This is a genomic window from Arthrobacter sp. YC-RL1 (assembly GCF_001454985.1).
GTDB classification, from domain to species: domain Bacteria; phylum Actinomycetota; class Actinomycetes; order Actinomycetales; family Micrococcaceae; genus Glutamicibacter; species Glutamicibacter soli.
Map to the genome: position 1 here is coordinate 1,917,595 of NZ_CP013297.1, position 24,373 is coordinate 1,941,967.

A 24,373-nucleotide genomic window follows, 5' to 3' on the forward strand; every position below is an offset into this window, starting at 1 on the left:
TCAACCAGAACAGGCTTCGCGCCATCGTCGTATCGCCGGTTCCTCCCTGAGAGAGGGCCGCCGTCAATCCCGATCGCTGTCGCTGAACCGCCTCCGACGAATAGGGGCGGACTGCCGGACCGATACTAGGCTGCGAGCCGACAACAGTGCACCCAGCGTATTTGAGCGGAACTGTGTGGGTCCGTAGACTGCAAACGATACCCACCTGGTCGAACGTATGGAGCCCGCAAATTCATGTTGGATAATCGACCACCACGCACCTATACAACCGGCGCAGTAACCAAAACCTTGCGTATCCTGGGGATCATGCTGGTCGCCTGTACCGTCATCACCCTCTTGGTCAATTACCCCAAGATGCCGACGACGGTCCCCACGCATTTCAACATCCGCGGTGAAGCAGACGCGTTCGGCTCAAAATCAAGTGTGCTCTGGCTGGCGCTGACCATGGCTATCACGCAAACCCTGCTGGCGTGGGTCTCCACGAAGCCGCGAATCATGAACTATCCGGCGCGCATCACCGAACAGAATGCGCAATCGCTCTACCGCGAAGGCGAACGCCTCCTTGTATGGGTCGGGCTTTGCGTCGGCGTGCTCCATGCAAGCAACGGGCTGGACTTCGTCTCGACCGCAGGAGGGAGGGTCGTCGCCGCGGCGGGAACCGGGCTAATCGTGGTGACGATCATTGGGATCATTCGCCTCGTGCGGGCTTCGGGGCATGTCGCAGAGACCACATCACCCAATCACAGGTAGATCCACTGCTCATTGCGCGGCGAAGACAAATAGCGCTCACGCTGAGCACGGAACTCTTGATCGATACTGCGCGGCGCGTGATGGTTGCGCTGTTCACTGCTGGGGATGCGGCGCAAGCCAAGCCTCCCGGCAGAAACTGACGACCTTGATGCTGGATGGTTTTTCATGCTCGGTTCTCCTTGAGCCTGCGGCAGCTCGCTCTCTGTAGACACCACGTCTGCAGATTCCCTCGCCTCCGCTTCGATCTGAGAATTTGCGCTCGCCGGTTCGCTGGTCCAGTGATCCGGGTGCGGGATGCCGCGCACGTGCCGTGAGCACCAGGCGGCGACGGTTGCAACGATCACCAGGGAGCTGAAGAACAGCAAGGTCGGCCCCATACCCAGCCACTGAAGGCCGAGCCCGGTGAGAAACGGCGCCAGCGGCAAAACCGACAGGGCCATGAACAAGATCAGGGAGTTGGCGCGTCCTGCCATCTCCCGTGGCACCACTGCCATGAAATAGCCTCCAACCGACGCATTCAGCGCCGGAACACTCAGGTAGGCGATCAGCAGCATGGCGCCCAGCCAGATCAGGTTCGTATTGAACCCCATGAGCAGCATCGCGCCGCCCAGAACGCTCAAGCAGCTGCAGGCAAGCACCCCGGTCCGGAACTTCTCGATCAGGCGTCCGGCGAACAGCGAGCCGGCGAACATGCCCAGTCCCATGAAGGTGGATACCAAGCCGATCACCCAGGGGGCTTCGCCGCGTTGCTGCAACCCGTAGATCAACGTCGTGTTCAGCCCGTTGGTTCCGATATTGATGACGGTGATCAGGAGCAGCAGGCTGCGCAGCTGCGGCCTGGCGAAACACCACCGCATGCCTGCCGCGATGCCGGGGGAGACCGGTGCGCTGCCGGCAGGGGAGTTTTCCACGGGCTTGGAGTCGGCCTCTGCCGCGCGCAACGGCCCGCGCAGCCCGAATCCCGAAACGGCGGCGAGCAGCTGCAGGAAACTGACGGCAAGCAGGGCAAATGCCGCGCCCAGTCCGAGCAGGAGTCCGCCCAGCGGGGCGGCTCCCAGCATGAGCACCGAATCGCGCCCCTGGTTTGAGGCCATGGCTCGTCCCAGTTGCTTGGGATGGACCACGTCCTTCAGCGCGGCATTCGTGACCGTGCCGAAGTAGCCTCCGCGCAGTTCCATGAGCACGTGGGCGACGCACAGCACCGCGACGCTCAGCGACCCGCTGGTGCTGGCCACTGCCAGTGCCGAGGTGAGCGCCGCACCGCAAATCCCTCCGAGGAGCATCATGCGCGCCCGGTCGGAACGGTCGGCCACGGAGCCGCCGAGCAGCGTCAGGCTGGCCCGCGCGGCCAGGCCTACGGCTGCCAGCGTGCCTGCCTGCACCGGCGAACCTGTCAGTGCCAGCAGGATCAGCGGCAGCACGAAGGCGTAGATGCCGCCGGCCAGCAGGGCCGTGGTGTCGGCGACCCACCAGATGCGGTAGCCGCGCTGGTGGCGCAACGCCGGCAGCCGCTGTGCGCCGGCGTCGGCCGTCTGCGACTGAAGCAGGGGAGTCTGATCCGTGGTCATGCGCCAACCATAGACCTGCAAATAAAGTTGCGCAATAGAACTTGCGCAATTTTATTTGAGCAATTGCTATGCTGAATCCATGACTCAAGCTCAGTCGAACGTCACGTTCACCACGCCCATGCTCAAGGCCATGGCCAACCCGCTGCGCCGGCAGATTTTCGATGCGCTGGCGGCCATGCGCACCGGGCGCGCCTCGGATATCGGCGAGCTGCTGGGCCTTGCCCCGAACAAGGTCAGTTTCCACCTGCGCGAGCTGGCCAAGGCCGAGATGATCGAGGAGGCTCCCGAGCTGGCGCGCGACAAGCGCGACCGCGTCTGGCGCCCGGCCGCCACCGGCTACACCACCGGCCAGCCCGCCGACCGCACCGAGGATGGCTCGGCTACCGCCATGAACGCCTACCTCGGGCAGGTCATCCATGACGAGCAGCGTCGCCTCGAAGCCACCTTGGCCCACGCCCAGCGCTGGTACGACAGCGGCGAGGCCAGGGCGGACCTGGCGCGGCTGAGCACCAGCAACCTGATGCTCACCGAGGACGAGCGCCAGGAGCTGCAGCGCCGGTTGGATGCGGTGATCCCGGCCTTCCGCGAGGACCAGAAGAAGGGGAAGATCGCCAGCTCGCAGCCGGCCTCCGAGCGCAAGCTGTGGCACTATTCGGGGCTGTTGTCGGCCGATGAGCTGTTGAACGGGTCACACTCGGGCGGACAAACGGCACAAAAGCCGAAGTGAACCGGTTGCGCAGCGCAATGCTGAACTAAACTGGGTTCTGGCTGGCTGTGGCCAAGGTATGCCACAAGCTATGAAGCCATCACAGATTGAAAGGTAGAACCCGATCTCATGAGCGAGCAGCTGACTCTCACCATCGACGGCGAGCAGGTACAGGTGGACGCGGGAACGACCGGTTTGCAGTTCTTCGCCAAAGACAAAGACGTTGTAGTCATGCACGTCGACGGCGTACTGCGAGACCTGTCCCGCGAACTCGAAGCCGGAACCACTGTCACCCAGATAACCATCGCCGATCCTGAGGGTCTGGAGGTGTTGCGCCACTCGACCGCCCACGTGATGGCCCAGGCGGTGCAGCAGCTGCGTCCCGATGCCAAGCTCGGCATCGGCCCGTACATCACCGACGGCTTCTACTTCGACTTCGATGTCGCCGAGCCGTTCACTCCCGAAGATCTGAAGCAGCTGGAAAAGATGATGCTCAAGATCGTCAACCAGAACCAGCTCTTCTCCCGCCGCGAGGTTTCCCCGGAGGAAGCCAAGGCCGAGATGGCCAACGAGCCGTACAAGTGCGAGCTGCTGGCCAAGGCCGATTCGGCCGACACCTCCGGCGAAGGCGTGACCGTCGAGGTCGCCGCCGGCGAAACCACCATCTACGACAACGTGGACCGCAAGTCCGGCGAAACGGTCTGGAAGGATCTGTGTCGCGGCCCGCACCTGCCGAACACCAAGCTGATCAAGAACGCCTTCTCGCTAACCCGTTCGGCCGCCGCCTACTGGCTGGGCAGTGAAAAGAACAAGCAGCTGCAGCGCATCTACGGCACCGCCTGGCCGACCAAGGAGGACCTCAAGGCCTACCAAGAGCGCCTGGCCGAGGCTGAGCGCCGCGACCACCGCAAGCTGGGCGCCGAGCTGGATCTGTTCTCCTTCCCTGACGAGCTGGGCTCCGGCCTGCCGGTGTTCCACCCCAAGGGCGGCATCATCAAGCGCGAGATGGAAGACTACGTGCGCGACCGCCACGTGGAAGCGGGTTTCCAGTACGTAGGCACCCCGCACATCTCCAAGGACGGGCTGTTCCACACCTCGGGCCACCTGCCGTACTACGCGGACACCATGTTCCCGGCGTTGCACATCGATGAAGAGCGCGATGAAGACGGCAACATCACCAAGCAGGGCCAGGAATACCGCCTGAAGGCCATGAACTGCCCGATGCACAACCTGATCTTCCGCGGCCGCGGACGTTCCTACCGCGAACTGCCGCTGCGCCTGTTCGAGTTCGGCCACGTCTACCGCTACGAGAAGTCCGGTGTGGTCCATGGCCTGACCCGCGTGCGCGGTTTCGCCCAGGACGACTCGCACTCCTACGTCACCAAGGAGCAGGCCCCGTCCGAGGTCGAGCACCTGCTGAACTTCATGCTGTCCCTGCTCAAGGACTTCGGCATGGACGACTTCTACCTGGAGCTGTCCACCCGCGATCCCGAGTCGGACAAGTTCATCGGCTCCGACGAGCAGTGGGAGGAAGCCACCGCGGTGCTGGAGCGCGTTGCCACCGAAACCGGCGTCGAGCTGGTCGCCGATCCGGGCGGCGCCGCGTTCTACGGCCCGAAGATCTCGGTCCAGGCCAAGGACGCCATCGGCCGCACCTGGCAGATGGGCACCGTGCAGTACGACTTCAACCAGCCGGCACGCTTCGGCCTGGAGTACCAGGCAGCCGACGGCTCCCGCCAGGAGCCGGTGATGATCCACGCCGCCAAGTTCGGCTCGATCGAACGCTTCCTGGGTGTGCTCACCGAGCACTACGCTGGCGCCTTCCCGGCCTGGCTTGCCCCGGTGCAGGTTCGCGCCATCCCGGTGGCCGAGGCCTTCAACGACTACCTCGCCGAGGTCGTCGCGAAGCTCAAGGCTCAGGGCGTGCGTGTGGAGCTGGATGACTCCTCGGACCGCTTCCCGAAGAAGATCCGCAACGCGTCCAAGGAAAAGATCCCGTTCGTGCTCATCGCTGGCGGCGAGGATGCCGAAGCCAACGCGGTCTCCTTCCGCTTCCGCGACGGCAGCCAGGACAACCAGGTTCCTGTCGACGAGGCGGTTGCCCGCATCGTCGAAGCCATCAAGAGCCGCGACAACAACAACTAAGCACACCGGAATAGGGAGTCCACCAGCATGCAGTATCCGCAGGACGCACAGGTCACCGACGACTTCGAACTCGCCGGCGTGCCCGACTCGTTCCAACGCTTGTGGACTCCCTACCGGATGGCCTACATCAAGGGCGGCCAGGACCAGGTCAAGGACGAGGCGAGCTGCCCCTTCTGCGCCGGTCCGCACCGCACCGACAGCGAGGCGCTGATCGTGCACCGCGGGGAAACCTGCTTCGTGATCCTGAACCTGTTCCCGTACAACCCGGGCCACCTGCTGATCTGCCCGTACCGCCACGTGCCGAACTACACCGACATCACGCTGGAGGAGACCGCTGAAATGGCGGCCCTGGCGCAGAAGTCGATGCGTGTGCTGCGCGCGGTGTCCAACCCGGCCGGCTTCAACCTGGGCATGAACCAGGGCGAGGCAGGGGGAGCTGGCATCGCCGCGCACCTGCACCAGCACGTGGTGCCGCGCTGGAACGGCGACGGGAACTTCTTCCCGATCATCGCCCGCACCAAGGCGATCCCGCAGACCCTGTCCGAGGTGCGCGAAGCCATCGCCGCCGCCTGGCTGGAGGTCGAATAGGCCGAAGGCCGGCTGCAAGCAGGCCTGCAACGTTGAATGAGCGCGCCGCGGCCCGAAGGAGAAATCCCTCGGGCCGCGGCGCGCTTTTTGCTGCCCGAAAACAGCCGCGCCGGTGATCGACGCCGGATGGAGGGGTGATCGAGTTCGGCAAGTCGGTGCGTGGACGCGGCGAGCCCCGGGGCTTGGCGGATCCACGGGGCGGCGCATCCTGCAGGGACTGGGAAGTGCGCCGGCGAACCTTCGAATTCCGCCAAAATCAAGGGAAAATGACCTCACCGCGCAGCGGCTGCCGCGCTCTTGCGCCCCGGGTGATCCGGGCCAGCTGCGAAAGTCCGCGTGGTTTCGGATCTTCGCGACACACAGTTGAACGGTGTTCAAGAAAACTCCGGCATGGGTGTACGGTGTGTAATCAATACACATTGAACACCGTTCAAGGAAGCTGTGGCGGGTAAAAACTCGCGCCCCCGCAGCGCTCCGGAACGGGTTCGCGATCGAAAGGCACCGCCATGACCTTGAACACCGCAGCCGCAGATACCGCCGCACCGGCGGCGCTCGACGCAGACCAGCTCGCCGCCCGCATCGCCGCCGGGCACCGCCTCACCGAGGCCGAGGCGCTGGCGGTGCTGGCCACCCCCGACTTCGCCACGCTGCCGCTGGTCGGCGCCGCCGGCACCCTGCGCCGCAAGCACTTCGGCAACACCGTCAAGGTCAACTACCTGGTCAACCTGAAGTCGGGCCTGTGCCCGGAAGACTGCACCTACTGCTCCCAGCGACTGGGCTCGAAGGCCGAAATCCTGAAGTACACCTGGCTCAAGCCCGACGAGGCAGTCGCCCAGGCCGGCTACGGCATCGCCGGCGGCGCCTCCCGCGTCTGCATGGTCGCCTCTGGCAAGGGCCCCACCGACCGCGACGTGGACCGCGTGGCCACCATGGTCGAGCAGCTCAAGGAAGAGCACCCGCAGGTCGAGGTCTGCGCCTGCCTGGGCATCCTGAAGGACGGGCAGGCCGCGCGGCTCAAGGACGCCGGGGCGGACGCCTACAACCACAACCTGAACACCTCCGAATCGCTCTACCCGGAGATCTGCACCTCGCACAGCTACCAGGACCGGGTGGACACCGTGCAGCAGGCGCAGTCCGCCGGGCTGTCCTCCTGCTCCGGGCTCATCGTGGGCCTCGGCGAAACCCCGGAGCAGCTCGTCGAGGCGGTGTTCGCACTGCGCGAGCTGGGCTCGGATTCCATCCCGGTCAACTTCCTGATGCCCTTCGACGGCACTCCGATGGAAGGCACCTGGCTGCTGACCCCGCTGGCCTGCCTGCGGATCCTGGCCCTGGTGCGCCTGACCTGCCCCGACAAGGAGCTGCGCATCGCCGGCGGCCGCGAAATGCACCTGCGCTCGCTGCAGTCCACCGCGCTGGAGGTCGCCAACTCGATTTTCCTGGGCGACTACCTCACCAGCGAAGGCCAGGGCGCGGCCAAGGACCTGGACATGATCGCCGACGCCGGCTTCGTGGTCCTGGGCCAGGAGGCCTCCAGCCCGGCCGAGGTGGCCCGCCGCCTGCAGCACGCGGCCCACGCGGCCTCCGCCCACGAAGCCCCGGCCGGCGGCTGCGCCAGCGGCTGCGGCACCGGCTGCGGCCCGGCCTCGTCCGCCGACGCACCGGGCTGCGGCAGTGCCGCCACCGGCTGCGGACCGAGAGCCGCGCGCGAACCGGTGCTGCGCCGCCGCGGCGCTGGAACCCAGCAGGGACCGAACGCATGAGCACCGCAACCGGCCTGCTGAGCAGGGATTCCGGGATGCTCTGGCACCCCTACGCGCCGCTGGATGCCGGAGCGCTCTACGCGGTGAGCGAGGCCGGCGGGGCCGAGCTCACGCTGCGCGATGCCCGCGGCGCCGAACATCGGGTCATCGACGGCATGGCCTCCTGGTGGTCCATGGTGCACGGCTACCGCAACCCGGTGCTGGACGCCGCCGCGCATGCGCAGATCGATACATTCAGCCACGTGATGTTCGGCGGGCTGACCCATGAACCCGCCATCGAGCTGGCCGAACGGCTGGTCGGGCTCGCTCCGGAAGCACTGCGCCACGTGTTCCTGGCCGACTCCGGATCCATCAGCGTCGAGGTAGCGCTCAAGCTCACCCTGCAGTACCAGGACGCTTGCGGACGGCCCGAACGCCGCCGCTTCCTGGCCCTGCGCGGGGGCTACCACGGAGACACCTTCGCCGCCATGAGCGTGTGCGACCCGGTCGACGGCATGCACGCCGCCTTCGCCCCGCTGGCGAGCGAGCAGCTGTTCCTGCCGCGCCCGCCCGCCGCCGAGCGCACCATCGCCGGGGACTGGCTCTGCGACGAGGACGAACTGGAGCTCTGGGCAGCCCGGGCCCGCCGGCTGGCCGCCGAACACGCCGCAGAGCTGGCCGGCATCATCTGCGAACCTCTGCTGCAGGGCGCCGGCGGCATGTTCATCTACCCGCCGCGGGTGCTGCAGGTGCTGCGCGAGATCGCCGACGAGCACCGGATGCTGCTGATCGTTGACGAGATCGCCACCGGCTTCGGGCGCACCGGCAAGCTCTTCGCCGTGGGGCACGCAGGCATCGAGCCGGACATCATGTGCGTGGGCAAGGCGCTGACCGGCGGCTACCTGTCCCTGGCCGCGATGCTCTGCACCAACAAGATCGCCCGGGCGCTGGCCTCGGGCGGAGCCACCGCCGGATCCGCGCTGCTGCACGGTCCCACCTTCATGGGAAACCCGCTGGCCTGCGCCGTGGCCTGCGCCTCGCTGGACCTGCTCGCCGGCCCCGGCGCGGCCGATTCCGAACCTGCGCCGTGGCAGGCCCAGGTGGCCCGGCTTGAACGCGGGCTGAACAGCTCGCTGGCCGGCGCCCGGAAGCTGCCGGCCGTGCGGCAGGTGCGGGTACTCGGCGGGGTCGGGGTGATCCAGCTGCACGAACCGGTCAAGGTCGCGGAGGTGACCCGCGCCGCCGTTGCATGCGGCGCCTGGGTGCGCCCGTTCCGCGACCTGGTCTACGTGATGCCGCCGTACATCTGCACCGACGGGCAGCTGCAGACCCTGGGCACGGCCCTGACCGGCGCGGTATCGGAGGTCCACGGTGGCTGAACTGACGCTCGCTCCTGCGACCACGGCCTGGGAAGGCTGGCTGCGCGGACGCTCAGCGGTGCGCGCCAAGCGGGACATGCAACGCACCGACAGCGCACGCTCCACCCGCTACGACCTGGCCTCCAACGACTACCTGGGCCTGGGTGCGCACCCGGTGGTGCGCACCGGGGCCATCAACGCGCTGTGCATCGCTGGCGCCGGCGCTTCGGCCAGCCGGGTCGCCTCCGGCACTTGGGAAATCCACCGCGAGCTGGAAACCGCCCTGTGCAGCTACACCGGCCGTTCGCAGGCGCTGGTGTTCTCCAGCGGCTACACCGCGAACCTCGGGGTGCTCGGCGCGCTGGGCGGACCGGGCAGCCTGTTCCTGCTCGACGCCCACGCCCACGCCAGCCTTCTCGACGGGTCCAAGCTCTCCGGCGCCGCCTGGCACAGCTTCGAGCACAACAACCTGGACGCCGCCGAGCAGCTGCTGCGCGCCAACCGCGACGCCGCGGCCCCCAAGCCGCGCGTGGTGCTCGTTCTCGAATCGCTCTACTCGGTGCTCGGCGACGCCGCACCGCTGGAGCAGGCTGCCGCGTTGTGCGCCGAGTACGGGGCGGTGCTGCTGGTCGACGAGGCGCATTCGCTGGCGACGGTGCCCGGTGGATCCGCCGTGCGCGCGGCGGGACTGGAGCAGACCGGACACGTGCTGGCCACCGCCACCTTGTCCAAGGCGCTGGGCGCCCAGGGCGGCGCGGTGCTGCTCGGCGGAGACGACGCCGAACTGTGGCGCGAGCACCTGCTGAACACCGCCCGCACCTTCATCTTCGACACCGCGCTGGCCCCGGCCGCCGCGGGCGCGGCGCTGGCCGCGCTGGGCCTGGCCACCGACGAGCGGATCGCGCAACTGGCGGCCAACACCCGGCTGATCCGCGACACCCTGTCCGCCGAGCCGCGGCTGGCCGACCGTATTGAAGCCTCGGCGGGCCCCGTGCAGTCGGTGCGCATGAACACTCCCGCGCAGGCCGCGGCCGCCGCGGCGCTGCTGCGCGACCGCGGCTACGCAGTGAACTGCTTCCGCCCGCCCAGCGTGCCCGACGGCGTGTCCCGGCTGCGGCTGACCGCCCACGCGCACCACCATCCCGACACCCTGGCCGCCGCGCTGCGCAGCGTCATCGGCGCCATCCTGGAGGTTGAAGCATGAGCTGCCCCTACGCCGGAACCCTGTCGGCAGCGTCCGGCGCACCCCTGGCCCGGCCGCTGCAGGAGGTCTTGCCGAATGCGGTAACCGGACGCTACCGCAGCATCGAAGACCCTGCGACGGTCCGCGAAATCCTGCGCCGCGCAGAGGACTTCACCCCGGCCAACGCGCTGCATGCAGCGGTCGAACTGGCTCCTGCCACGCTGCGCATCCTGGCCCGCGGACGCTTCGCGCTGCCGCCGGTGCTCGCCAGCGCCACCGGCCCCGAACACCTGGCCGTGCGCCGGGTGGTCGCCGGCTTCTTCAGCCCCGCCAAGGTCGCCGCGCAGACTCAGTTCATCACCTCACGCACCGGGCAGCTGTGCCGGCAGCTGCGCGAAGAGCTCGATGCCGGAGCGGAGCTGGATTTGGCCGTCGAGCTGGCCGCCGTCATCCCGCCGGAGGTCATGGCCCGCTTGACCGGAACTCCGGTGCCGCCGGTTGAGAAGCTCAAACGATGGAGCCGGGACTCGCTGGAACTGTTCTGGGGCTGGCCTGATGCGCAGCGCCAGCAGGAGCTGGCCCGCAGCGCCGTCGAATACCACGCTTGGCTGCGCGGCACGGTGGCCGATGCCTTGGCGCGAGACGACGAAAACCTCTACGCCGCGCTGCACCGGGCCGGGGTGGACGCCAAACGCATCGTCTCGCTGGCCTACTTCCTGGGCATCGCCGGGCAAGAAACTACCGCAATGCTCATCCAAAGCGCGCTGTTCTGCGCCCTGCACGACGGCGACTGGGCCGACTGCGCCGATCCGGCCACCGGCGACTCCGTCAGTGCCAGGGTAGTGCAGCGGGTGCTCCTGGAAGCGAGCTCGGTCCCCACCTGGCGCCGCATCACCCGGGTCGATACGGAGCTGGACGGTGAACGCTTCGCCCCGGGCGATGAACTGGTGCTGCGCCTGTCCGGCGGCCAACTGGCCGAGTTGGGGGACGATTCCCTGGTCTTCGGCTTCGGGCTGCACCGCTGCTTGGGCGCTGGACTGGCCCGCATGGAAACCGAGGTGGTGCTGCGCACCGCCGCCGAAGCATGGCCCAAACTGGAACTCGTCGACAGCAACCAACCCTGGGGCCATCTGGTTTCCTTCCAATCACCGACTACAGTCCGCGTTCGCCGCGCCACTTTCGAAAGGACCCAGCCATGATCCACGTCATCACCGGAACCGACACCGATGTGGGCAAAACCGTCGCCACCGCCGCCCTGGCCGCCCGGGAGCTTGCCGCCGGACGCCGCGTCGCGGTCTACAAACCCACCCAGACCGGGGTACAGCCAGGGGAGGCCGGCGATGCCCAGAACATCGCCGCCTGGCTCGGGCATCCGACCGGCCTGGTGGTTGCCGAAGGCATCCGGCTGCGCGAGCCCATGGCGCCGGTGGACGCAGCGCTGGTCGAGGGCGGGTCCGCCGCCGTGGCGAAGCTTCCGGTGCTGGCCGACCATCTGGCACGCATCACCCAGCTGGCCGCGGACTACGACACCGTGCTGGTCGAAGGTGCAGGCGGTTTGCTGGTGGAACTCACCGCGGCAGGGGAGAACATCGCGGATCTGGCCCGAGCGCTCGGGGCCGCGCTGGTGGTGGTCTCGCGCCCGGACCTCGGAACCCTGAACCACACCGCACTGACCCTGGAGGCGGCCGTGAACCGCGGATTCGCCTCCGGTACCCTGCTGCTGGGAAGCTACCCCGCGCAGCCGACCGTCCTGCACCGGAGCAACCTGGAGAACCTGCAACAGCTGGCGGCACGGCACGGCTGGCACTGGGCCGGAGCGATGCCCTCCGGCCTGGTCGCAGGTGACACAGGAAAATCCCTGCTCACCGCGGGAATGGCGCTCACCCAGCTGCGTGCCGCGGCGGTTCGCTGAGACCGGTTGAACCGGGGCGAAACAAGGGACTGAAACCCGTAGGAAAAACCCATTGCCAACTCCTATACACCGGAGTAGCCTCCTATACGTGAGTACAGCCCAGGATGATCTGACCGCACGGGCCAGGTTGCGCGACGCCGCAATCGAGGCCTTCGCCGCGCAGGGATTCGACGAATCCCTGCGGGCCATCGCCGCCCGCGCACAGGTCACCGCCGGGCTGGTGCGGCACCACTTCGGGTCCAAACAGGCATTGCGCGCCGAGTGCGATGCCACGGTACTCGAACGCTACCGCCGGCTGAAGGAAGAGTCCCTGCGCGTCAATCCCGGCCAGGTGCTCAACCACCTGCCTACCTCGCGGGAGAGCGGGGTTCTGTTGCTGTACATCTTGCGCTCCGCGCGCGAGGGCGCGCAGGCCGGAAGGCAGTTCACCGAACAGCTGATCAACGAGGCTCTCGCCCTGCTGGACCAAGCCGTATCCAGCGGCCTGATCGTCCCGAGCCGCAACGAGCCGGCCCGGGCACGTTACCTGATCCTGCAGTCGCTGGGAGCGCTGGTGCTCTACTTTGCGCTGTACCCGCCGAAGGATCCGGAAGACTTTTCCACCGTGGTCAAGGACTACTACGGACAAATCGCCCTGCCCACGCTGGAGCTGTACACCGAAGGGCTGTTCGCCGACCCGGGATACCTCAACGAGTACCTGGCCTCCGACGCAGCGCATATCCCGCCCGCGGGATCCGCGGGAGACACCGTATCCCGGTAAGGAGCACACCATGGCCACCACCATCCCGGCCATTGAAGTGAGCGGACTGACAAAGAACTACGGGCGCACCGCCGCCCTGACGGGCCTGGACCTTCGGGTAGAAACAGGCCAGGTCGCCGGATTCCTCGGGCCGAACGGTTCGGGAAAGTCCACCACCATCCGCATCCTGCTCGGCCTGCTGAAGGCCGATGGGGGAGAAGCACGCATGCTCGGCGCAGACCCCTGGAAAGATGCGGTCGCCCTGCACCGCCGGGTGGCCTATGTCCCCGGCGAAGTGAACCTCTGGCCCAACCTCACCGGCGGGCAGGCTATCAGCATCCTGTCCAAGCTGCACGGCCAGAGTGATGAGCGCCGCCGCGCCGAACTGCTCGAGCGCTTCGATCTGGACCCCACGAAGAAGGCCCGCAGCTACTCCAAGGGCAACCGCCAGAAGGTCGCCCTGGTCGCCGCGCTGTCCTCCGATGCCGAACTGCTGCTGCTGGACGAGCCGACCTCGGGGCTGGATCCGCTGATGGAGCAGGTTTTCACCTCCTGCATCCGCGAAGCCGCCGCCGAGGGACGCAGCGTGCTGCTTTCCAGCCACATCTTCGCCGAGGTGGAAAAGCTCTGCGACACCGTCACGATCATCCGCGACGGGCAGACCGTGGAAGCCGGCCGCCTGTCCGACCTGCGCCACCTGCAGCGCACCCAGGTCAGCGTGGAGATCTCCGGCAACCCCGCCGAGCTGGCCGCGGTGCCGGGCATCGAGGAGCTGCAGCTGGCCGGCGCCACCGTCAACTTCAGCGTGGATCCGGCGCAGCTTCCGGGTGTGCTGGCGGCACTGGCGGCGCATTCGCCGCGCAACCTCGTCAGCGCCCCGCCCTCGCTGGAGGACCTGTTCCTGCGCCACTACTCCGACGCGCCGGCCCAGCCGGCCGCGACCCGGGGAGGCGAGCGGTGATGAGCACCGGAACCGCCCGCGGGCGCCATGCGCCGGCCGAGCACCTGGTGCACCCGACCGCCTCGAGGCGCGGCACCGGCACCCTGACCGGGGCCGGCACCGCGGCGCTGTTCATCCTGCGCCGCAACTGGCTTCGCCTGGCCATCTGGGCGCTGGTGCTGGCCTCGATGATCCCGGTGGTCTACGACTCGCAGCAGCAGGCGTTCCCCACGCAGGCCGCGCGCGACGCCTACGCGCAGGTGGCCAACACCCCTGCGGTGGCCGCCATGACCGGCCTGCCCTATGCGGCTGGTTCGCTGGGAGGCATCCTAGTCATCAAGATCTGGATGACGCTCGCGGTGGCACTGGGCTTCGCCGTGGTTTTCCTGGTCACCCGCAACGGTCGGGCCGATGAGGAAGCCGGGCGCACCGAACTGCTGCGCTCCACCGCGCTGGGGCGCCATGCCTACCCGACGGCGAACTATCTGGTTGCCGCGGGACTGTGTGCGGTCGCGGGCCTGCTGATCAGCCTGCTGTGCCTGGCGGTGGCGCTGCCGGCAAACGGCAGCTGGGTCATGGGCGCGTCCATCGCCGGCACCGGCCTTGCTTTCATCGGCCTGGGCGCGATCTGCGGCCAGCTGGCCTCCACCAGCCGTGGGGCGAACTCGCTGGGCGTGGCGTTGATCGGGCTGTTCTACTTCATCCGCGCCGCCGCCGACCTGCAGGCCGACGGGGTCGACCCCACCGCACTGAGCTGGTTCTCGCCCGTCGGCTGGGCGCAGAACATGCGCGCCTTCGGCGAGGACAACTGGTGGCCGCTGCTCGCCCTGGTCGGCCTGGGCCTGGCCGGATGCCTGTTCGCCCTGCGCCTTGAAAGCACCCGCGACCTGGGCGCCGGACTGCTGCCCGAACGCCGGGGTCCCGCCGCGGCCGGAAACTTCACCACTACCGCGCTGGGACTGGCGCTGCGCCTGCAGCGCTCCTCGCTGGTCGGCTGGTTCATCGGAGCAGCCGTCTCGGGCCTGTTCTTCGGCTCCGTGGCGCAGGCCATGAGCTCGCTGCTGGATCCGCAGAACCCGTTCGCCCGTAACTTCGTGGGCACCGGGCACAGCATGCTCGACGGCGTGCTGGGCATCTTCGTGCTCTTCAACGCCCTGCTGGCCGGAGCCTTCGCCATCCAGTGTCTGGGCGCGGCGCGCAGCGAGGAGGAAGGCGGACGGCTGGAGCAGCAGCTGGCAGGCTCCCTGTCCCGCGGTACCTGGCTCAGCGCGCACCTGCTGATCGCCGTGCTCGGCTCCGGGTTCATGCTGGTGCTGGGTGGATACCTTACCGGCGCAGCCTCGCAGGGGTCGGCCGATCCCGGACAGCTCGCGGGCGCAGCCCTGGCTTTCTGGACGGCGGTGCTCTCCATGCTGGGACTGCAGCTGCTGACCTTCGGCTACCTGCCGCGATCCACCACCGCGATCACCTGGGCCGTCTACGGCATTTCGGTGATGGCGGCGATGTTCGGCGGGCTATTCTCGCTGTCGGAAGACGTCATCCGCGCCACGCCGTTCGGTGCCATCCCGAGGGTTCCGGCAGAGGACTTCAGCTGGACCCCGCCGGCGGTGCTGCTGCTGATTTCACTGGCACTCGGAGCTGCGGGCATGGCCCGATTCAACCGCCGCGACGTGCTGACGAACTAGCCTGCCGGGACCGGCCGGCCCACCAGTGCACCGAGCTGGGCGGCCGACCGGCCCGCCAAGCTGTCCCACCGCACCAGTCCGGGCAGCGCTTCCAGTGGCACCATGTTGGGCACTCCGACGGTGCACAGCCCAGCCGCCAGGGCGGAGCGCACTCCGGGCGGCGAATCCTCGACGGCGACCATGGCACGGGCTGCCTCCTGCGGCAGCTCGTGCCTCCGGCACAGCTGCTGCACTGCCAGCAGGTACGGTTCCGGATCGGGTTTGCCGCACCGCACCATTTCGCCGGTCACCACCACGTCGAAGGTATCCGGCGGCAGCGCATCGAGCAGCACCTGGGCCAGGGGGCCGCGGCTCATCGTGACCAGCGCGCAGGGGACACCCAAGGAGTCCAGCTCCTGCAACAGCCGTCTGGCGCCCGGACGCCACGGGATTTCGGCCCGGGTGCGTGCCGCCACCTTGCCGATCAGCGTACCGATCAGCTCGTCGGCAGGCAACGGAACCCCGAGTTGCTGGAAAAACGCGGCCGAATCCGGCAGTGCGCTGCCGACCAGCTCATGCGCCTGCTCCTGGGTCCACGCAATCGAGTAGCGGCCGAGCAGTTCGCGCTGCGCCAGGAACCAGTAGGGTTCGGTGTCGACCAGCGTCCCGTCCATGTCCCACAGCACCGCGCGTGGAAGTTCCTGGTTCATTCGGTGATTCCCTCCATCGCGTCGGGGGCCACGTGCACCCGGACCCCCAGTGTTTTCAGCTGGCCCAGGAAGTCCGCCGGCGCCAGCGCATCGGTAATCAGGTCGTCGACGTTGTCCCACCCGCCAAGGCGGTGCATGGAGCTCTGGCCGAGCTTGCTCGAATCCATGAGCAACACCCTGCGCCGCGCCGAGCGAAGCATCGCCATCTTCAACTCGACGATCGCTTCTTCCTGGTGGTAAAAGCCATCGGCATCGGCGGTGCTGGTGGAAACGAAGGCCATGTCGACGCGCAGCTCCTGCACTGCACGCACCGCTGCCAGCCCCAGGAACGACTCGTGGCTGTGGTCATAGGTTCCGCCGATGGCCCGCACCTCAGCGGCACCGCCCTCGGCCAGCGTGTTGAGCAATGGCAGGTAGTTCGTCGAGATGCCAAGCCCGTCGATGTTGGCGACTGCCGGCGCCATGAATGCCACGGTGGTTGAGTCGTCAAGGAAAAGCGACTGCCCCGGAGCGAGCAAACCAGCCGCACACTGCGCCAGACGCTGCTTGTTCTCGGTCGCGATGTTGCGCCGCAGCGAGGCGGCGATCTCATGGTTCCCCGTGCGGGCGACGGAGACGCCGCCGTGGAATTTGCGGACCATCCCGCGGCGTTGCAGCTCGTCGAGGTCGCGGTGGATGGTCATGACGGAAACGTCGAAACGAGCCGCGAGGGATTGCGCCGAGCTCTTTTCATCGTCCAGTAGCAACTGGAGAATTTCTTCAAGCCGCTGCGGCCGGGTTCCGGTCTTAGGTGTGCTCATGGCCTGCCTTTCAGGGGTTTATAACAACTTACCCCATCCAGTGATTTCACTTAAAAATAGTTATGAACCCTAAATGAACTTCGCCTGAAATTGGCTTGTCGCGTTCATGTCGTGCAGATGGACCGAGGCGCGCGATGTTGAACAAAAATGGAAAACTCCCTTGTAAATCTGCGAATTCCTGCAATTTAAGTAAATTCATTTGTGACCTGAATCGCATGGAATGGGTGAGTTGACCGCCTGTGGGCCGGGTGAAACTATCGTTCTCGAGTACGTGAAATCTCAAGAAGTCATGTGAAATTTGAGAGGCATGAGAATGACGGTTCTCGAAACCGACCGAACGTCGCCCACCGTTGGCGCAGCCAAGGCCCTTCATACCGAGTCCCCGATAGAGACTCCCGCGGAACCGCAAACAAGGAACGGCCGGAAATACCTATTGTTTGCGCTCTTCGCATTTCCCAACCTGCTGCTGATTGCAGTTTTCGCCTATTGGCCGATCCTGGGAAATCTGCTCTTGAGCCTCACCGACTGGGACATGATCTCCCCGTTCCCGAATTTCGTCGGCCTGGACAACTACACCGCGCTTTTCACCGATCCCGGCTTCGTCGACGTCATGCGGCGGACACTGATCTGGGTCGTGGCAGTGGTCGGAGCCAGCCTCGTTTTTGGTCTGGGTATGGCGCTGCTGTTCAACGGCGGTGCCAAGGGCACCAAAGCCGTGTCCACCTTGGCTTTCACGCCACACGTTATTTCCGGTGCTGCGGTGGCGGCGGTCTGGCTGTTCGTCTTCGACCCCAACTACGGTCTGTCGCGGCTGTTGTTCAACGCCATCGGCATGGACTCGCCTCACTGGACAACCGATCCGGACATGGCGCTATCCGCGCTGATCATCGTTGCAGTGTGGAAGGGTGCGGGCTTCGTGGCCATCGTCTACTTGGCCGCATTGCAGTCGATTCCACGTGACGTCATTGAAGCCGCGCAATTGGACGGCGCTGGCCGATGGAAGACTTTCAGCAAAATCGTCTGGCCGTTGCTGACGCCGACAACCTTTTTCCTGTGCGTCACCCAGATCATTGGCGCCTTCCAGGCATTCGACCTGATCGCCATGATGACCAGCGGCGGGCCGGCAGGTTCAACCACGACGCTGAGCTGGTACATCTACGAGCAAGGATTCCAGGAATTCAATATCGGATCCGCGGCAGCCTCCTCGGTTTTCATGTTCATCATCCTGCTCGTGGTCACCGCGGTGCAGATGCGATTCGCAGAACGAAAGGTGCACTACTCGTGAGCGCCCTGGCATCCCCTACACGTGAGACGACAACCGCGGCCGGCGGTCGTCCACCGGCCAAGCGCCGGAAGCCCCATCTCGCCAGCTACCTGCTGCTGGGCCTGATCGCACTGGTTTTCCTGGTGCCGGCCTATTGGATGGTCTTGGCGGCGATCAAGCCCAACGACGAAATCTACCAGTGGCCATTCACACCGTGGCCCAGCGAGCCAACCACCGAGAATTTCTCGGCGGCGTTGGCCGCCGCGCCATTCGACCAGTTCTTCATGAATTCGCTGCTGGTCACCACCGTCGGCGCCACGGTGAAAGTGGCGCTCGCGGCCCTCACCGCCTACGCCTTCGCATTTCTGCCCTTCCCCGGCAAGAAGTGGCTGTTCCTGGGAGTGCTCGGCGCGCTCATGGTTCCGGGCCATGTCACCTTGCTGCTGAACTACTCGACGATCAGCAATCTCGGGCTGATCAACACCTATGCCGGCATCATCCTGCCGGGGCTCGGCTCCGCCTTCGGAACCTTCCTGCTGCGCCAGCATTTCATGGGCTTGCCCAAGGAAGTGCTGGAAGCGGCCGAACTCGACGGGGCCGGTCATTTGCGCAAGCTGTGGTCCTTCGTGCTGCCGATGTCCAAGCCGGCGGTCATCACCGTGGCGCTGATCGCGGTCATCGACGAATGGAACGACTTCATCTGGCCGCTGCTGGTCACGAACACCCTCGATATGCGCACGATGCCCATCGGCCTGATGTTCCTGAAGCAATCCGAGGGACTGGACGACTGGGGCATGATCATGGCCGCGACGCTGATGATTGTCCTGCCGATGCTGCTGCTCTTCCTCTTCGCCCAGAAGTACATCATCAACGGCATGGCCGGCGCCGCAGTGCGGCGCTAGGCCGTAAACCTCGAAATCCGCAAACCACCCGCAATTCACCGCAATCACAAAGGACCCAACCATGCAGAACAACCCGCTTGCCAGCACACTGGAGAAATCATCGTCGCGCCGCAGCTTCCTTGGCGCCCTCGGCCTCACCGCCCTGGCCATTCCTGCACTGGCGGCCTGCAGGAACTCCTCCGCCGCAACCTTCGCGCAGCCGGCCACAAAGGTGCCCGCCGGCTTCGCCGGCCGCCGCAACGTCGTGATCTGGAGCTCGTGGGGAGGCGACAACGGCAAGATGTTCGCCGATCTGATCAAGAAGTTCAACGAGTCGCAGACTGCGATCTATGCCGAGGTCCAGCAGTTCGACGGCTATGACGGAGTGGGCGAGAAGCTCACTGCAGGCCTGCGGGCTAAGCAGGTTCCGGATCTCGTGGTGCTCTCCGACATCCACTGGAACCGCTACTTCCTCTCCGACGCGCTGGAGCCGCTGAACAAGTACCACGACTCCAGTTTCGGCCCATCGGTATACACGGAGAATTTCTACAAGGAAGGAACCGTGCGCGACGAGTCCTACTGGGTTCCCTTCGCCCGTTCGACTCCGCTGTTCTACTACAACCGGGATCTCTTCGCCAGCGTCGGCCTACCTGATCGAGCACCGGAAACCTGGGATGAATTCCGCAGCTGGGGCAAGGAAGTCACCGGTGCGAAGTTCAAGGGCAACACCATGAAGATGCGCGCCCTGACCGGCGCCGACGACTGGTACTTCAGCGGACTGCTCTGGGCCTTCGGAGGCGCGATCTCCAACGGGCTGGACGTGCGTCTGGACAGCGCCGAGTCGCTGGCCGCCGTGGACTTCGAACGCCAGCTGGTCCACGAGGACAAGAGCATGTACCTGGCGCAGAGCTTCGTCAACGACTTCAGCAACGGCCAATGCGCCACCGTCACCCAGTCCACCGGCGGGCTGACCAGCATCACCAAGGCAGCCAAGTTCGAGGTCGGCACCGGCTTCATGCCCAAGGGCCCTGCCGGGACGGGAACTCCTACCGGAGGCGGCGGCCTGTCCGTCCTGCGTCAGATCAGCGACGAGCGCAAGGCCGATGCGGTCGAGGTCCTGCGCTTCCTGGCCAGCGACGAAATCTCCTCGCAGTGGACCGTCGGCACCGGGTACCTTCCGGTGACCAAGGGGGCAACCAGCTCCAAGCTCGTCACCGACCTGATGGGCAAGAATCCCAACTACCAGGTCGCCGTAGACCAGCTGCAGATCGCCTCGGGTCCGGACGATGTGCGCCGCTACGTCACCTCCGCCATTTCGGAGCTCAAGCAGATGGTGCAGAAGAACTACACCGCCAACGTCAAGCCGGAGGAGCTCGTGAAGCCGGTAGCTGCGAAGCTGCGCGCCGAAGCGGACAAGATCCGCGCCACCTACGAAGAGAAGGTTGCCTAACCATGAGCCAGATGACTGGAATGCGACTTGTCGGGCACCGCGGCGCCATGGCCCATCGCCCGGAAAATACGCTGGAATCCTACCGCTATGCCGAAGAGCTGGGTGTTGCCGAGATCGAGCTGGATATCAGGCTGTCTGCCGACGGCGAGGTGTTCATCCTGCATGACGAGACGATTGACCGGGTTGCCCCCACACCGGGTGCCCTCGCCGGCATCAATGTAGCTACCCTGACCCTGGAAGAACTTCGAGGTGTCGATCTGGGGGAGTGGCTGGGTATTCCCACGCTCACCGAGGCACTGGACGCCACGACCACCGCCATCCAGATCGAGATCAAGGATCCCCGTGTCGTCCCGGCAGCTGCTGCGATCGTCAACGCCAGGCCGCAGGACTTCGAGCGGCTGCAGTTCACGAGCTTCAACCATGAGGCACTGGTGCAGATCAAGACATTGTGCCCGCAGGTTTCGCGGGGATTCATCCTCGGAGGCAACACCACCCTGACCGACGATGTTGACGCGCTGTTTGGATTGCTCGACGAAAACCAAGCGAGCTTTGTTCACCTGAACGTCAACGCCGTGCGCGATGCCGCGGTGCAGGAGCTCCACCGTAGGGGATACCTGCCTACTCTCTGGCCGCTTCGCGGTCCGGACGACGTGCGTCGGGCGCTGGCCATCGGAGCCGCCGCGGTATGCGCCGATGATCCGGCAGCAGCCAAAACATGGATAGCCGACATCGTGGCCGAGATTCCTGCATAACCAGCAGATCCATGGCACCGTCATTCCGAAGCTCACGCTCACCGAATGGCGGTGCCTTCTGCATATATGCAATGCGCACGAAACGTGCGTGGACCGACGCATCGGTCCGCGCTAAAAACATGCGAAACCAGAAACGAACACGACCCACGAGCCCGGCGCAGACGACGTTGTCGAAGGCTGGCCATCAACAGGGATGCACTGACCGGGCAGTGAAAATCTGCCGCCGAATGTCGGAATCTACCAAGACTGCTGGCGAGAGCCGTAGATGCCCGAAGCGCAGCATTGATCCGCATGGCATTGGAGCCCAGAATGTGACACCGGGGTTTTGCCCTATGACAACTCATCTAGCGTGCGGCAATGTCGTAGCAAATTCGTGAAAATAGGCTTTGACCAGAGGTAACGCGGAGATCCAATTGTTACGCCGGAAACCTGATCTAAGGGATAAATCTCCTACCGTAACAATGTTACGCAACACTCAAGGTTATGAACTTCGCTGATCCTACGATGAATGGGTACTACCTCGTCGCTCCCCGCATTCCACGGTAGAATCTCGGGCGCCCAGCGACATTTTTATGCAGTATTGAAAGGAACCAGTTCTCCCCATGTCTTCGAACTCCCAGAACCCAGTTATCGGTTCGGACCGCGTTAAGCGCGGCATGGCTGAAATGCTCAAGGGCGGCGTCATCATGGACGTTGTCACCCCGGAGCAGGCACGTATCGCTGAAGATGCAGGCGCGGTCGCTGTCATGGCGCTGGAGCGGGTTCCTGCCGATATCCGCGCCCAGGGCGGCGTATCCCGCATGAGCGATCCGGACATGATCGACGGCATCATCAACGAGGTCTCCATCCCGGTGATGGCCAAGGCCCGCATTGGCCACTTCGTCGAGGCGCAGATCCTCCAGTCGCTGGGTGTCGACTACATCGACGAGTCCGAGGTTCTCTCGCCAGCCGACTACGAGAACCACATCGACAAGCAGCCGTTCACCGTGCCTTTCGTCTGCGGTGCCACCAACCTCGGCGAAGCTCTGCGCCGCATCAACGAAGGTGCCGCGATGATCCGCTCGAAGGGCGAAGCAGGCACCGGCGACGTTTCCAACGCCACCGGCCACATGCGCAAGATCCGCGCAGAAATCGCAAAGCTCTCGGCCCTTCCGGAAGACGAGCTGTACGTTGCCGCCAAGGAACTGCAGGCTCCATACGAGCTGGTCAAGGAAGTTGCCGCCACCGGCAAGCTCCCGGTAGTGCTGTTCACCGCGGGCGGCATCGCAACCCCTGCCGACGCTGCCATGATGATGCAGCTGGGTGCCGACGGCGTCTTCGTTGGCTCGGGCATCTTCAAGTCCGGCAACCCGGTGCAGCGCGCCGAAGCCATCGTGAAGGCCACAACCTTCTTCGACAACCCGGACGAACTAGCGAAGATCTCGCGCGGCCTGGGCGAAGCCATGGTCGGCATCAACGTCGCCGATGTTCCTGTGCCTCACCGTTTGGCTGAGCGCGGCTGGTAAGCACCTGCTCTATCTGATTGAAACCCCCAAGGCCACCTTGGGGGTTTCGTCGTCTCCTGAATAGCGGTGTGCCTTGAACGCGGGTGTGCCTGCTCTCCGCACGAACGATTGCTGTGGTTGCGATTCCTTGTCCACTCAGACTGGCAACGATATCGTAAAGTCCATCGGACGTTTCAAGGGGGGGGGACCATGTGCCGTTGGCTCGCTTATCTCGGTTCGCCAATAGACATCGCAGACATCCTGCTGCGCCCCAATCACTCGCTGATCGACCAGAGCCTGCACGCGCGCGAACTGTACCTGCCCCACTACCGGCTAGCCGAGGGCTTTGCAGCTCATGCGTTCCCCACGAACGGGGATGGGTTCGGCGTGGCGTGGGCCGGGTTGCGGGGAACGCTGGGGCGGTATCGGCAGATCGGCCCGGCCTGGGACAGCCAGAACCTGCGCCATCTGGCGCAGCAGATTCAATCCAACTGCGTTCTTGCTCATGTCCGGGCTGCGCCCGGCGGTACGATCGCCGAGCAGAACTGCCACCCATTCGTCCACGACAGCTGGATGTTTCAGCATAATGGAACGATCCCGGAATTCGACACACTCAAACGCGAGCTCACCTTCGACGTCGACGCGGCGCTCTACCCCTCCATCCTTGGCAATGCAGACACCGAGGTTTGCTTTTTCCTAGCGTTGACCTATGGACTGGATCAGGATCCTGTGGCGGGCATGTTGCGCATGGTGGCACGGGTGGAACGGGCACGCAACGAGCACGGGATCGCCGATCCGTTCACCGCTACCATGTGCGTATCCAACGGGCAGCAATTGATAGTCCTGCGCTGGGTCAGCCCGGATGCGCAGGGCGTCCAAGCCCCGTCGCTCTACCACGCAACGGGCCCTACCGTGTTGCTGACTGTCGATGGCCAAAATGATCGTTTGCCTGAAAATGCGCAGCTGGTGGTTTCCGAGCCCCTCGAACTGCACTGGAGCAGGCATACATGGCGGGAAGTTCCCAGCGCGTCGATCGGGATCCTGGAAACCGGCCAGCCTGCGCGATTTATGCCGATCAACCTCGACTCCTGAGGGGCCCGGCCGGAGCCGGCAGCGTGTTTAGACTTGGTCCATGGGTGAAATAATCTTTGATGCCGCAACCACGCTCAATGGCTATCTGGCCGATGCCGACCACAGCCTCCAATGGCTATTCGACGTCGGAGGGGATGAACAACCAGACCCGGATCTGTTGCCGCGGGACGTGTCCGTACATGTTGAAGGCGCCAACACGTACCTCTGGGTGCTTGAGCATGAGAAATTCATGGAGCACCCCGCAAAATGGCACACCTATTACGGGGACCGGCCCACGTACGTCTTTACGCATCGCGACTTGCCAATCCCGCAGGGGGCAAATGTCCGGCTGCTGCGTGGTGCGGTAGCCCAGCATCTGGACCACATCCGCAATGCCGCAGGCACCGGCAATATCTGGGTGCTGGGCGGCGGAGAGCTTCTCGGGCAGTTCCTTGACATCGACGAGCTCGACGAGCTGGCGCTGACGATCGCACCGGCAACCGTTGCTGCCGGTGCGTCACTGCTGCCTCGTGCGATAGGCAGCGACCGTCTCAAGCTCGTGGAAGCACGGCAAGCCGGACCGTTCGCGAGGCTGCGGTACCGGGTGCTCAAAAGGGAATGAAGTTCGGTCGCAGCTACGTCAAGGGATGCAAAGCGGCGGGATCGACA

At 65.5% G+C, this 24,373-nt stretch carries 22 protein-coding genes; 19 read left to right on the top strand and 3 right to left on the bottom strand.

The features are described from left to right. Positions 1 to 234 precede the first annotated feature (234 nt). Entirely contained in the window at positions 235 to 750 is a 516-nt protein-coding gene (locus ATC04_RS08980) for a DUF1648 domain-containing protein (protein WP_047119219.1), read from the top strand. Here the strand turns inward: ATC04_RS08980 and ATC04_RS08985 are convergent. Then, positions 741 to 2,318: an MFS transporter gene (locus tag ATC04_RS08985; protein ID WP_047119218.1), complete on the bottom strand. Its 1,578-nt coding sequence runs from the start codon at positions 2,316 to 2,318 to the stop codon at positions 741 to 743. The two genes, ATC04_RS08980 and ATC04_RS08985, sit on opposite strands and share 10 nt — an antisense overlap. A 79-nt stretch (positions 2,319 to 2,397) precedes the next feature. Between ATC04_RS08985 and ATC04_RS08990 the strand changes: the two genes are divergently transcribed. From ATC04_RS08990 to ATC04_RS09040, 11 genes are all read left to right on the top strand, one after another. Then, positions 2,398 to 3,045 (top strand): helix-turn-helix domain-containing protein, encoded by a 648-nt coding sequence (locus ATC04_RS08990; protein ID WP_082123905.1) that lies wholly within the window; start codon positions 2,398 to 2,400, stop codon positions 3,043 to 3,045. Positions 3,046 to 3,153: 108 nt separating this feature from the next. Next, a complete protein-coding gene (gene thrS, locus ATC04_RS08995; RefSeq protein WP_047119217.1) occupies positions 3,154 to 5,169 on the top strand; it encodes a threonine--tRNA ligase in 2,016 nt (671 codons plus the stop codon). Between the two features lie 27 nt (positions 5,170 to 5,196). Beyond that, complete coding sequence (locus tag ATC04_RS09000) at positions 5,197 to 5,757, top strand: HIT domain-containing protein (RefSeq protein ID WP_047119216.1); 561 nt, start codon at positions 5,197 to 5,199, stop codon at positions 5,755 to 5,757. Between the two features lie 506 nt (positions 5,758 to 6,263). Beyond that, complete coding sequence (gene bioB / locus ATC04_RS09005) at positions 6,264 to 7,517, top strand: biotin synthase BioB (protein WP_047119215.1); 1,254 nt, start codon at positions 6,264 to 6,266, stop codon at positions 7,515 to 7,517. Continuing rightward, positions 7,514 to 8,875: an adenosylmethionine--8-amino-7-oxononanoate transaminase gene (gene bioA / locus ATC04_RS09010; protein ID WP_047119214.1), complete on the top strand. Its 1,362-nt coding sequence runs from the start codon at positions 7,514 to 7,516 to the stop codon at positions 8,873 to 8,875. Before bioB ends, bioA begins: the two co-directional genes overlap by 4 nt. Continuing rightward, complete coding sequence (locus ATC04_RS09015) at positions 8,868 to 10,058, top strand: aminotransferase class I/II-fold pyridoxal phosphate-dependent enzyme (protein WP_052772381.1); 1,191 nt, start codon at positions 8,868 to 8,870, stop codon at positions 10,056 to 10,058. Before bioA ends, ATC04_RS09015 begins: the two co-directional genes overlap by 8 nt. Further along, positions 10,055 to 11,236 (top strand): cytochrome P450, encoded by a 1,182-nt coding sequence (locus tag ATC04_RS09020; RefSeq protein ID WP_047119213.1) that lies wholly within the window; start codon positions 10,055 to 10,057, stop codon positions 11,234 to 11,236. Before ATC04_RS09015 ends, ATC04_RS09020 begins: the two co-directional genes overlap by 4 nt. Then, entirely contained in the window at positions 11,233 to 11,949 is a 717-nt protein-coding gene (gene bioD / locus ATC04_RS09025; RefSeq protein WP_047119212.1) for a dethiobiotin synthase, read from the top strand. Before ATC04_RS09020 ends, bioD begins: the two co-directional genes overlap by 4 nt. A gap of 88 nt (positions 11,950 to 12,037) precedes the next feature. After that, positions 12,038 to 12,709 (top strand): TetR family transcriptional regulator, encoded by a 672-nt coding sequence (locus ATC04_RS09030; protein WP_160309083.1) that lies wholly within the window; start codon positions 12,038 to 12,040, stop codon positions 12,707 to 12,709. Positions 12,710 to 12,719: 10 nt separating this feature from the next. Next, positions 12,720 to 13,649, top strand: a complete 930-nt coding sequence (locus tag ATC04_RS09035; protein ID WP_047119211.1) for an ABC transporter ATP-binding protein — start codon at positions 12,720 to 12,722, stop codon at positions 13,647 to 13,649. Continuing rightward, positions 13,649 to 15,313 carry a hypothetical protein gene (locus ATC04_RS09040; RefSeq protein WP_052772379.1) on the top strand — a complete coding sequence of 555 codons (1,665 nt, stop codon included), beginning with the start codon at positions 13,649 to 13,651 and terminating at the stop codon, positions 15,311 to 15,313. Before ATC04_RS09035 ends, ATC04_RS09040 begins: the two co-directional genes overlap by 1 nt. Here the strand turns inward: ATC04_RS09040 and ATC04_RS09045 are convergent. Continuing rightward, positions 15,310 to 16,002, bottom strand: a complete 693-nt coding sequence (locus ATC04_RS09045) for an HAD family phosphatase (protein ID WP_047119210.1) — start codon at positions 16,000 to 16,002, stop codon at positions 15,310 to 15,312. The genes ATC04_RS09040 and ATC04_RS09045 overlap by 4 nt on opposite strands. Continuing rightward, positions 15,999 to 16,802 carry a DeoR/GlpR family DNA-binding transcription regulator gene (locus ATC04_RS09050; RefSeq protein ID WP_047119209.1) on the bottom strand — a complete coding sequence of 268 codons (804 nt, stop codon included), beginning with the start codon at positions 16,800 to 16,802 and terminating at the stop codon, positions 15,999 to 16,001. Before ATC04_RS09050 ends, ATC04_RS09045 begins: the two co-directional genes overlap by 4 nt. Positions 16,803 to 17,235: 433 nt before the next feature. Here ATC04_RS09050 and ATC04_RS09055 point away from each other — a divergent pair, with 433 nt between their 5' ends. The 7 genes from ATC04_RS09055 to ATC04_RS09085 all read left to right on the top strand — a co-directional run bounded on the left by ATC04_RS09055 (position 17,236) and on the right by ATC04_RS09085 (position 24,326). Then, positions 17,236 to 18,087, top strand: a complete 852-nt coding sequence (locus tag ATC04_RS09055) for a sugar ABC transporter permease (protein ID WP_197413524.1) — start codon at positions 17,236 to 17,238, stop codon at positions 18,085 to 18,087. After that, positions 18,084 to 18,968 (top strand): carbohydrate ABC transporter permease, encoded by an 885-nt coding sequence (locus ATC04_RS09060; protein WP_197413525.1) that lies wholly within the window; start codon positions 18,084 to 18,086, stop codon positions 18,966 to 18,968. Before ATC04_RS09055 ends, ATC04_RS09060 begins: the two co-directional genes overlap by 4 nt. Before the next feature lie 61 nt (positions 18,969 to 19,029). Next, the gene (locus ATC04_RS09065; protein WP_047119208.1) at positions 19,030 to 20,397 is read left to right on the top strand and encodes an ABC transporter substrate-binding protein; all 1,368 of its coding nucleotides are present in this window, start codon (positions 19,030 to 19,032) and stop codon (positions 20,395 to 20,397) included. Positions 20,398 to 20,399: 2 nt separating this feature from the next. Continuing rightward, positions 20,400 to 21,149: a glycerophosphodiester phosphodiesterase family protein gene (locus ATC04_RS09070; protein ID WP_052772378.1), complete on the top strand. Its 750-nt coding sequence runs from the start codon at positions 20,400 to 20,402 to the stop codon at positions 21,147 to 21,149. A gap of 602 nt (positions 21,150 to 21,751) precedes the next feature. Continuing rightward, a complete protein-coding gene (gene pdxS, locus ATC04_RS09075; protein WP_047119207.1) occupies positions 21,752 to 22,654 on the top strand; it encodes a pyridoxal 5'-phosphate synthase lyase subunit PdxS in 903 nt (300 codons plus the stop codon). Between the two features lie 189 nt (positions 22,655 to 22,843). Continuing rightward, entirely contained in the window at positions 22,844 to 23,725 is an 882-nt protein-coding gene (locus tag ATC04_RS09080; RefSeq protein WP_047120743.1) for a class II glutamine amidotransferase, read from the top strand. Positions 23,726 to 23,765: 40 nt separating this feature from the next. Continuing rightward, positions 23,766 to 24,326 carry a dihydrofolate reductase family protein gene (locus ATC04_RS09085; protein WP_047119206.1) on the top strand — a complete coding sequence of 187 codons (561 nt, stop codon included), beginning with the start codon at positions 23,766 to 23,768 and terminating at the stop codon, positions 24,324 to 24,326. Positions 24,327 to 24,373 lie beyond the last annotated feature (47 nt).

Bases quoted from the DNA above. Each gene is read 5' to 3' on its own strand.
- pdxS (WP_047119207.1), top strand. From the start codon at position 21,752: ATGTCTTCGAACTCCCAGAACCCAGTTATCGGTTCGGACCGCGTTAAG.
- ATC04_RS09000 (WP_047119216.1), top strand. From the start codon at position 5,197: ATGCAGTATCCGCAGGACGCACAGGTCACCGACGACTTCGAACTCGCC.
- ATC04_RS09020 (WP_047119213.1), top strand. From the start codon at position 10,055: ATGAGCTGCCCCTACGCCGGAACCCTGTCGGCAGCGTCCGGCGCACCC.
- ATC04_RS08985 (WP_047119218.1), bottom strand. From the start codon at position 2,318: ATGACCACGGATCAGACTCCCCTGCTTCAGTCGCAGACGGCCGACGCC.
- ATC04_RS09085 (WP_047119206.1), top strand. From the start codon at position 23,766: ATGGGTGAAATAATCTTTGATGCCGCAACCACGCTCAATGGCTATCTG.
- thrS (WP_047119217.1), top strand. From the start codon at position 3,154: ATGAGCGAGCAGCTGACTCTCACCATCGACGGCGAGCAGGTACAGGTG.
- ATC04_RS09050 (WP_047119209.1), bottom strand. From the start codon at position 16,802: ATGAGCACACCTAAGACCGGAACCCGGCCGCAGCGGCTTGAAGAAATT.
- ATC04_RS09070 (WP_052772378.1), top strand. From the start codon at position 20,400: ATGAGCCAGATGACTGGAATGCGACTTGTCGGGCACCGCGGCGCCATG.
- ATC04_RS08990 (WP_082123905.1), top strand. From the start codon at position 2,398: ATGACTCAAGCTCAGTCGAACGTCACGTTCACCACGCCCATGCTCAAG.
- bioD (WP_047119212.1), top strand. From the start codon at position 11,233: ATGATCCACGTCATCACCGGAACCGACACCGATGTGGGCAAAACCGTC.
- ATC04_RS09080 (WP_047120743.1), top strand. From the start codon at position 22,844: ATGTGCCGTTGGCTCGCTTATCTCGGTTCGCCAATAGACATCGCAGAC.
- ATC04_RS09040 (WP_052772379.1), top strand. From the start codon at position 13,649: ATGAGCACCGGAACCGCCCGCGGGCGCCATGCGCCGGCCGAGCACCTG.
- ATC04_RS09065 (WP_047119208.1), top strand. From the start codon at position 19,030: ATGCAGAACAACCCGCTTGCCAGCACACTGGAGAAATCATCGTCGCGC.
- ATC04_RS09035 (WP_047119211.1), top strand. From the start codon at position 12,720: ATGGCCACCACCATCCCGGCCATTGAAGTGAGCGGACTGACAAAGAAC.
- ATC04_RS09045 (WP_047119210.1), bottom strand. From the start codon at position 16,002: ATGAACCAGGAACTTCCACGCGCGGTGCTGTGGGACATGGACGGGACG.
- bioA (WP_047119214.1), top strand. From the start codon at position 7,514: ATGAGCACCGCAACCGGCCTGCTGAGCAGGGATTCCGGGATGCTCTGG.
- ATC04_RS08980 (WP_047119219.1), top strand. From the start codon at position 235: ATGTTGGATAATCGACCACCACGCACCTATACAACCGGCGCAGTAACC.
- bioB (WP_047119215.1), top strand. From the start codon at position 6,264: ATGACCTTGAACACCGCAGCCGCAGATACCGCCGCACCGGCGGCGCTC.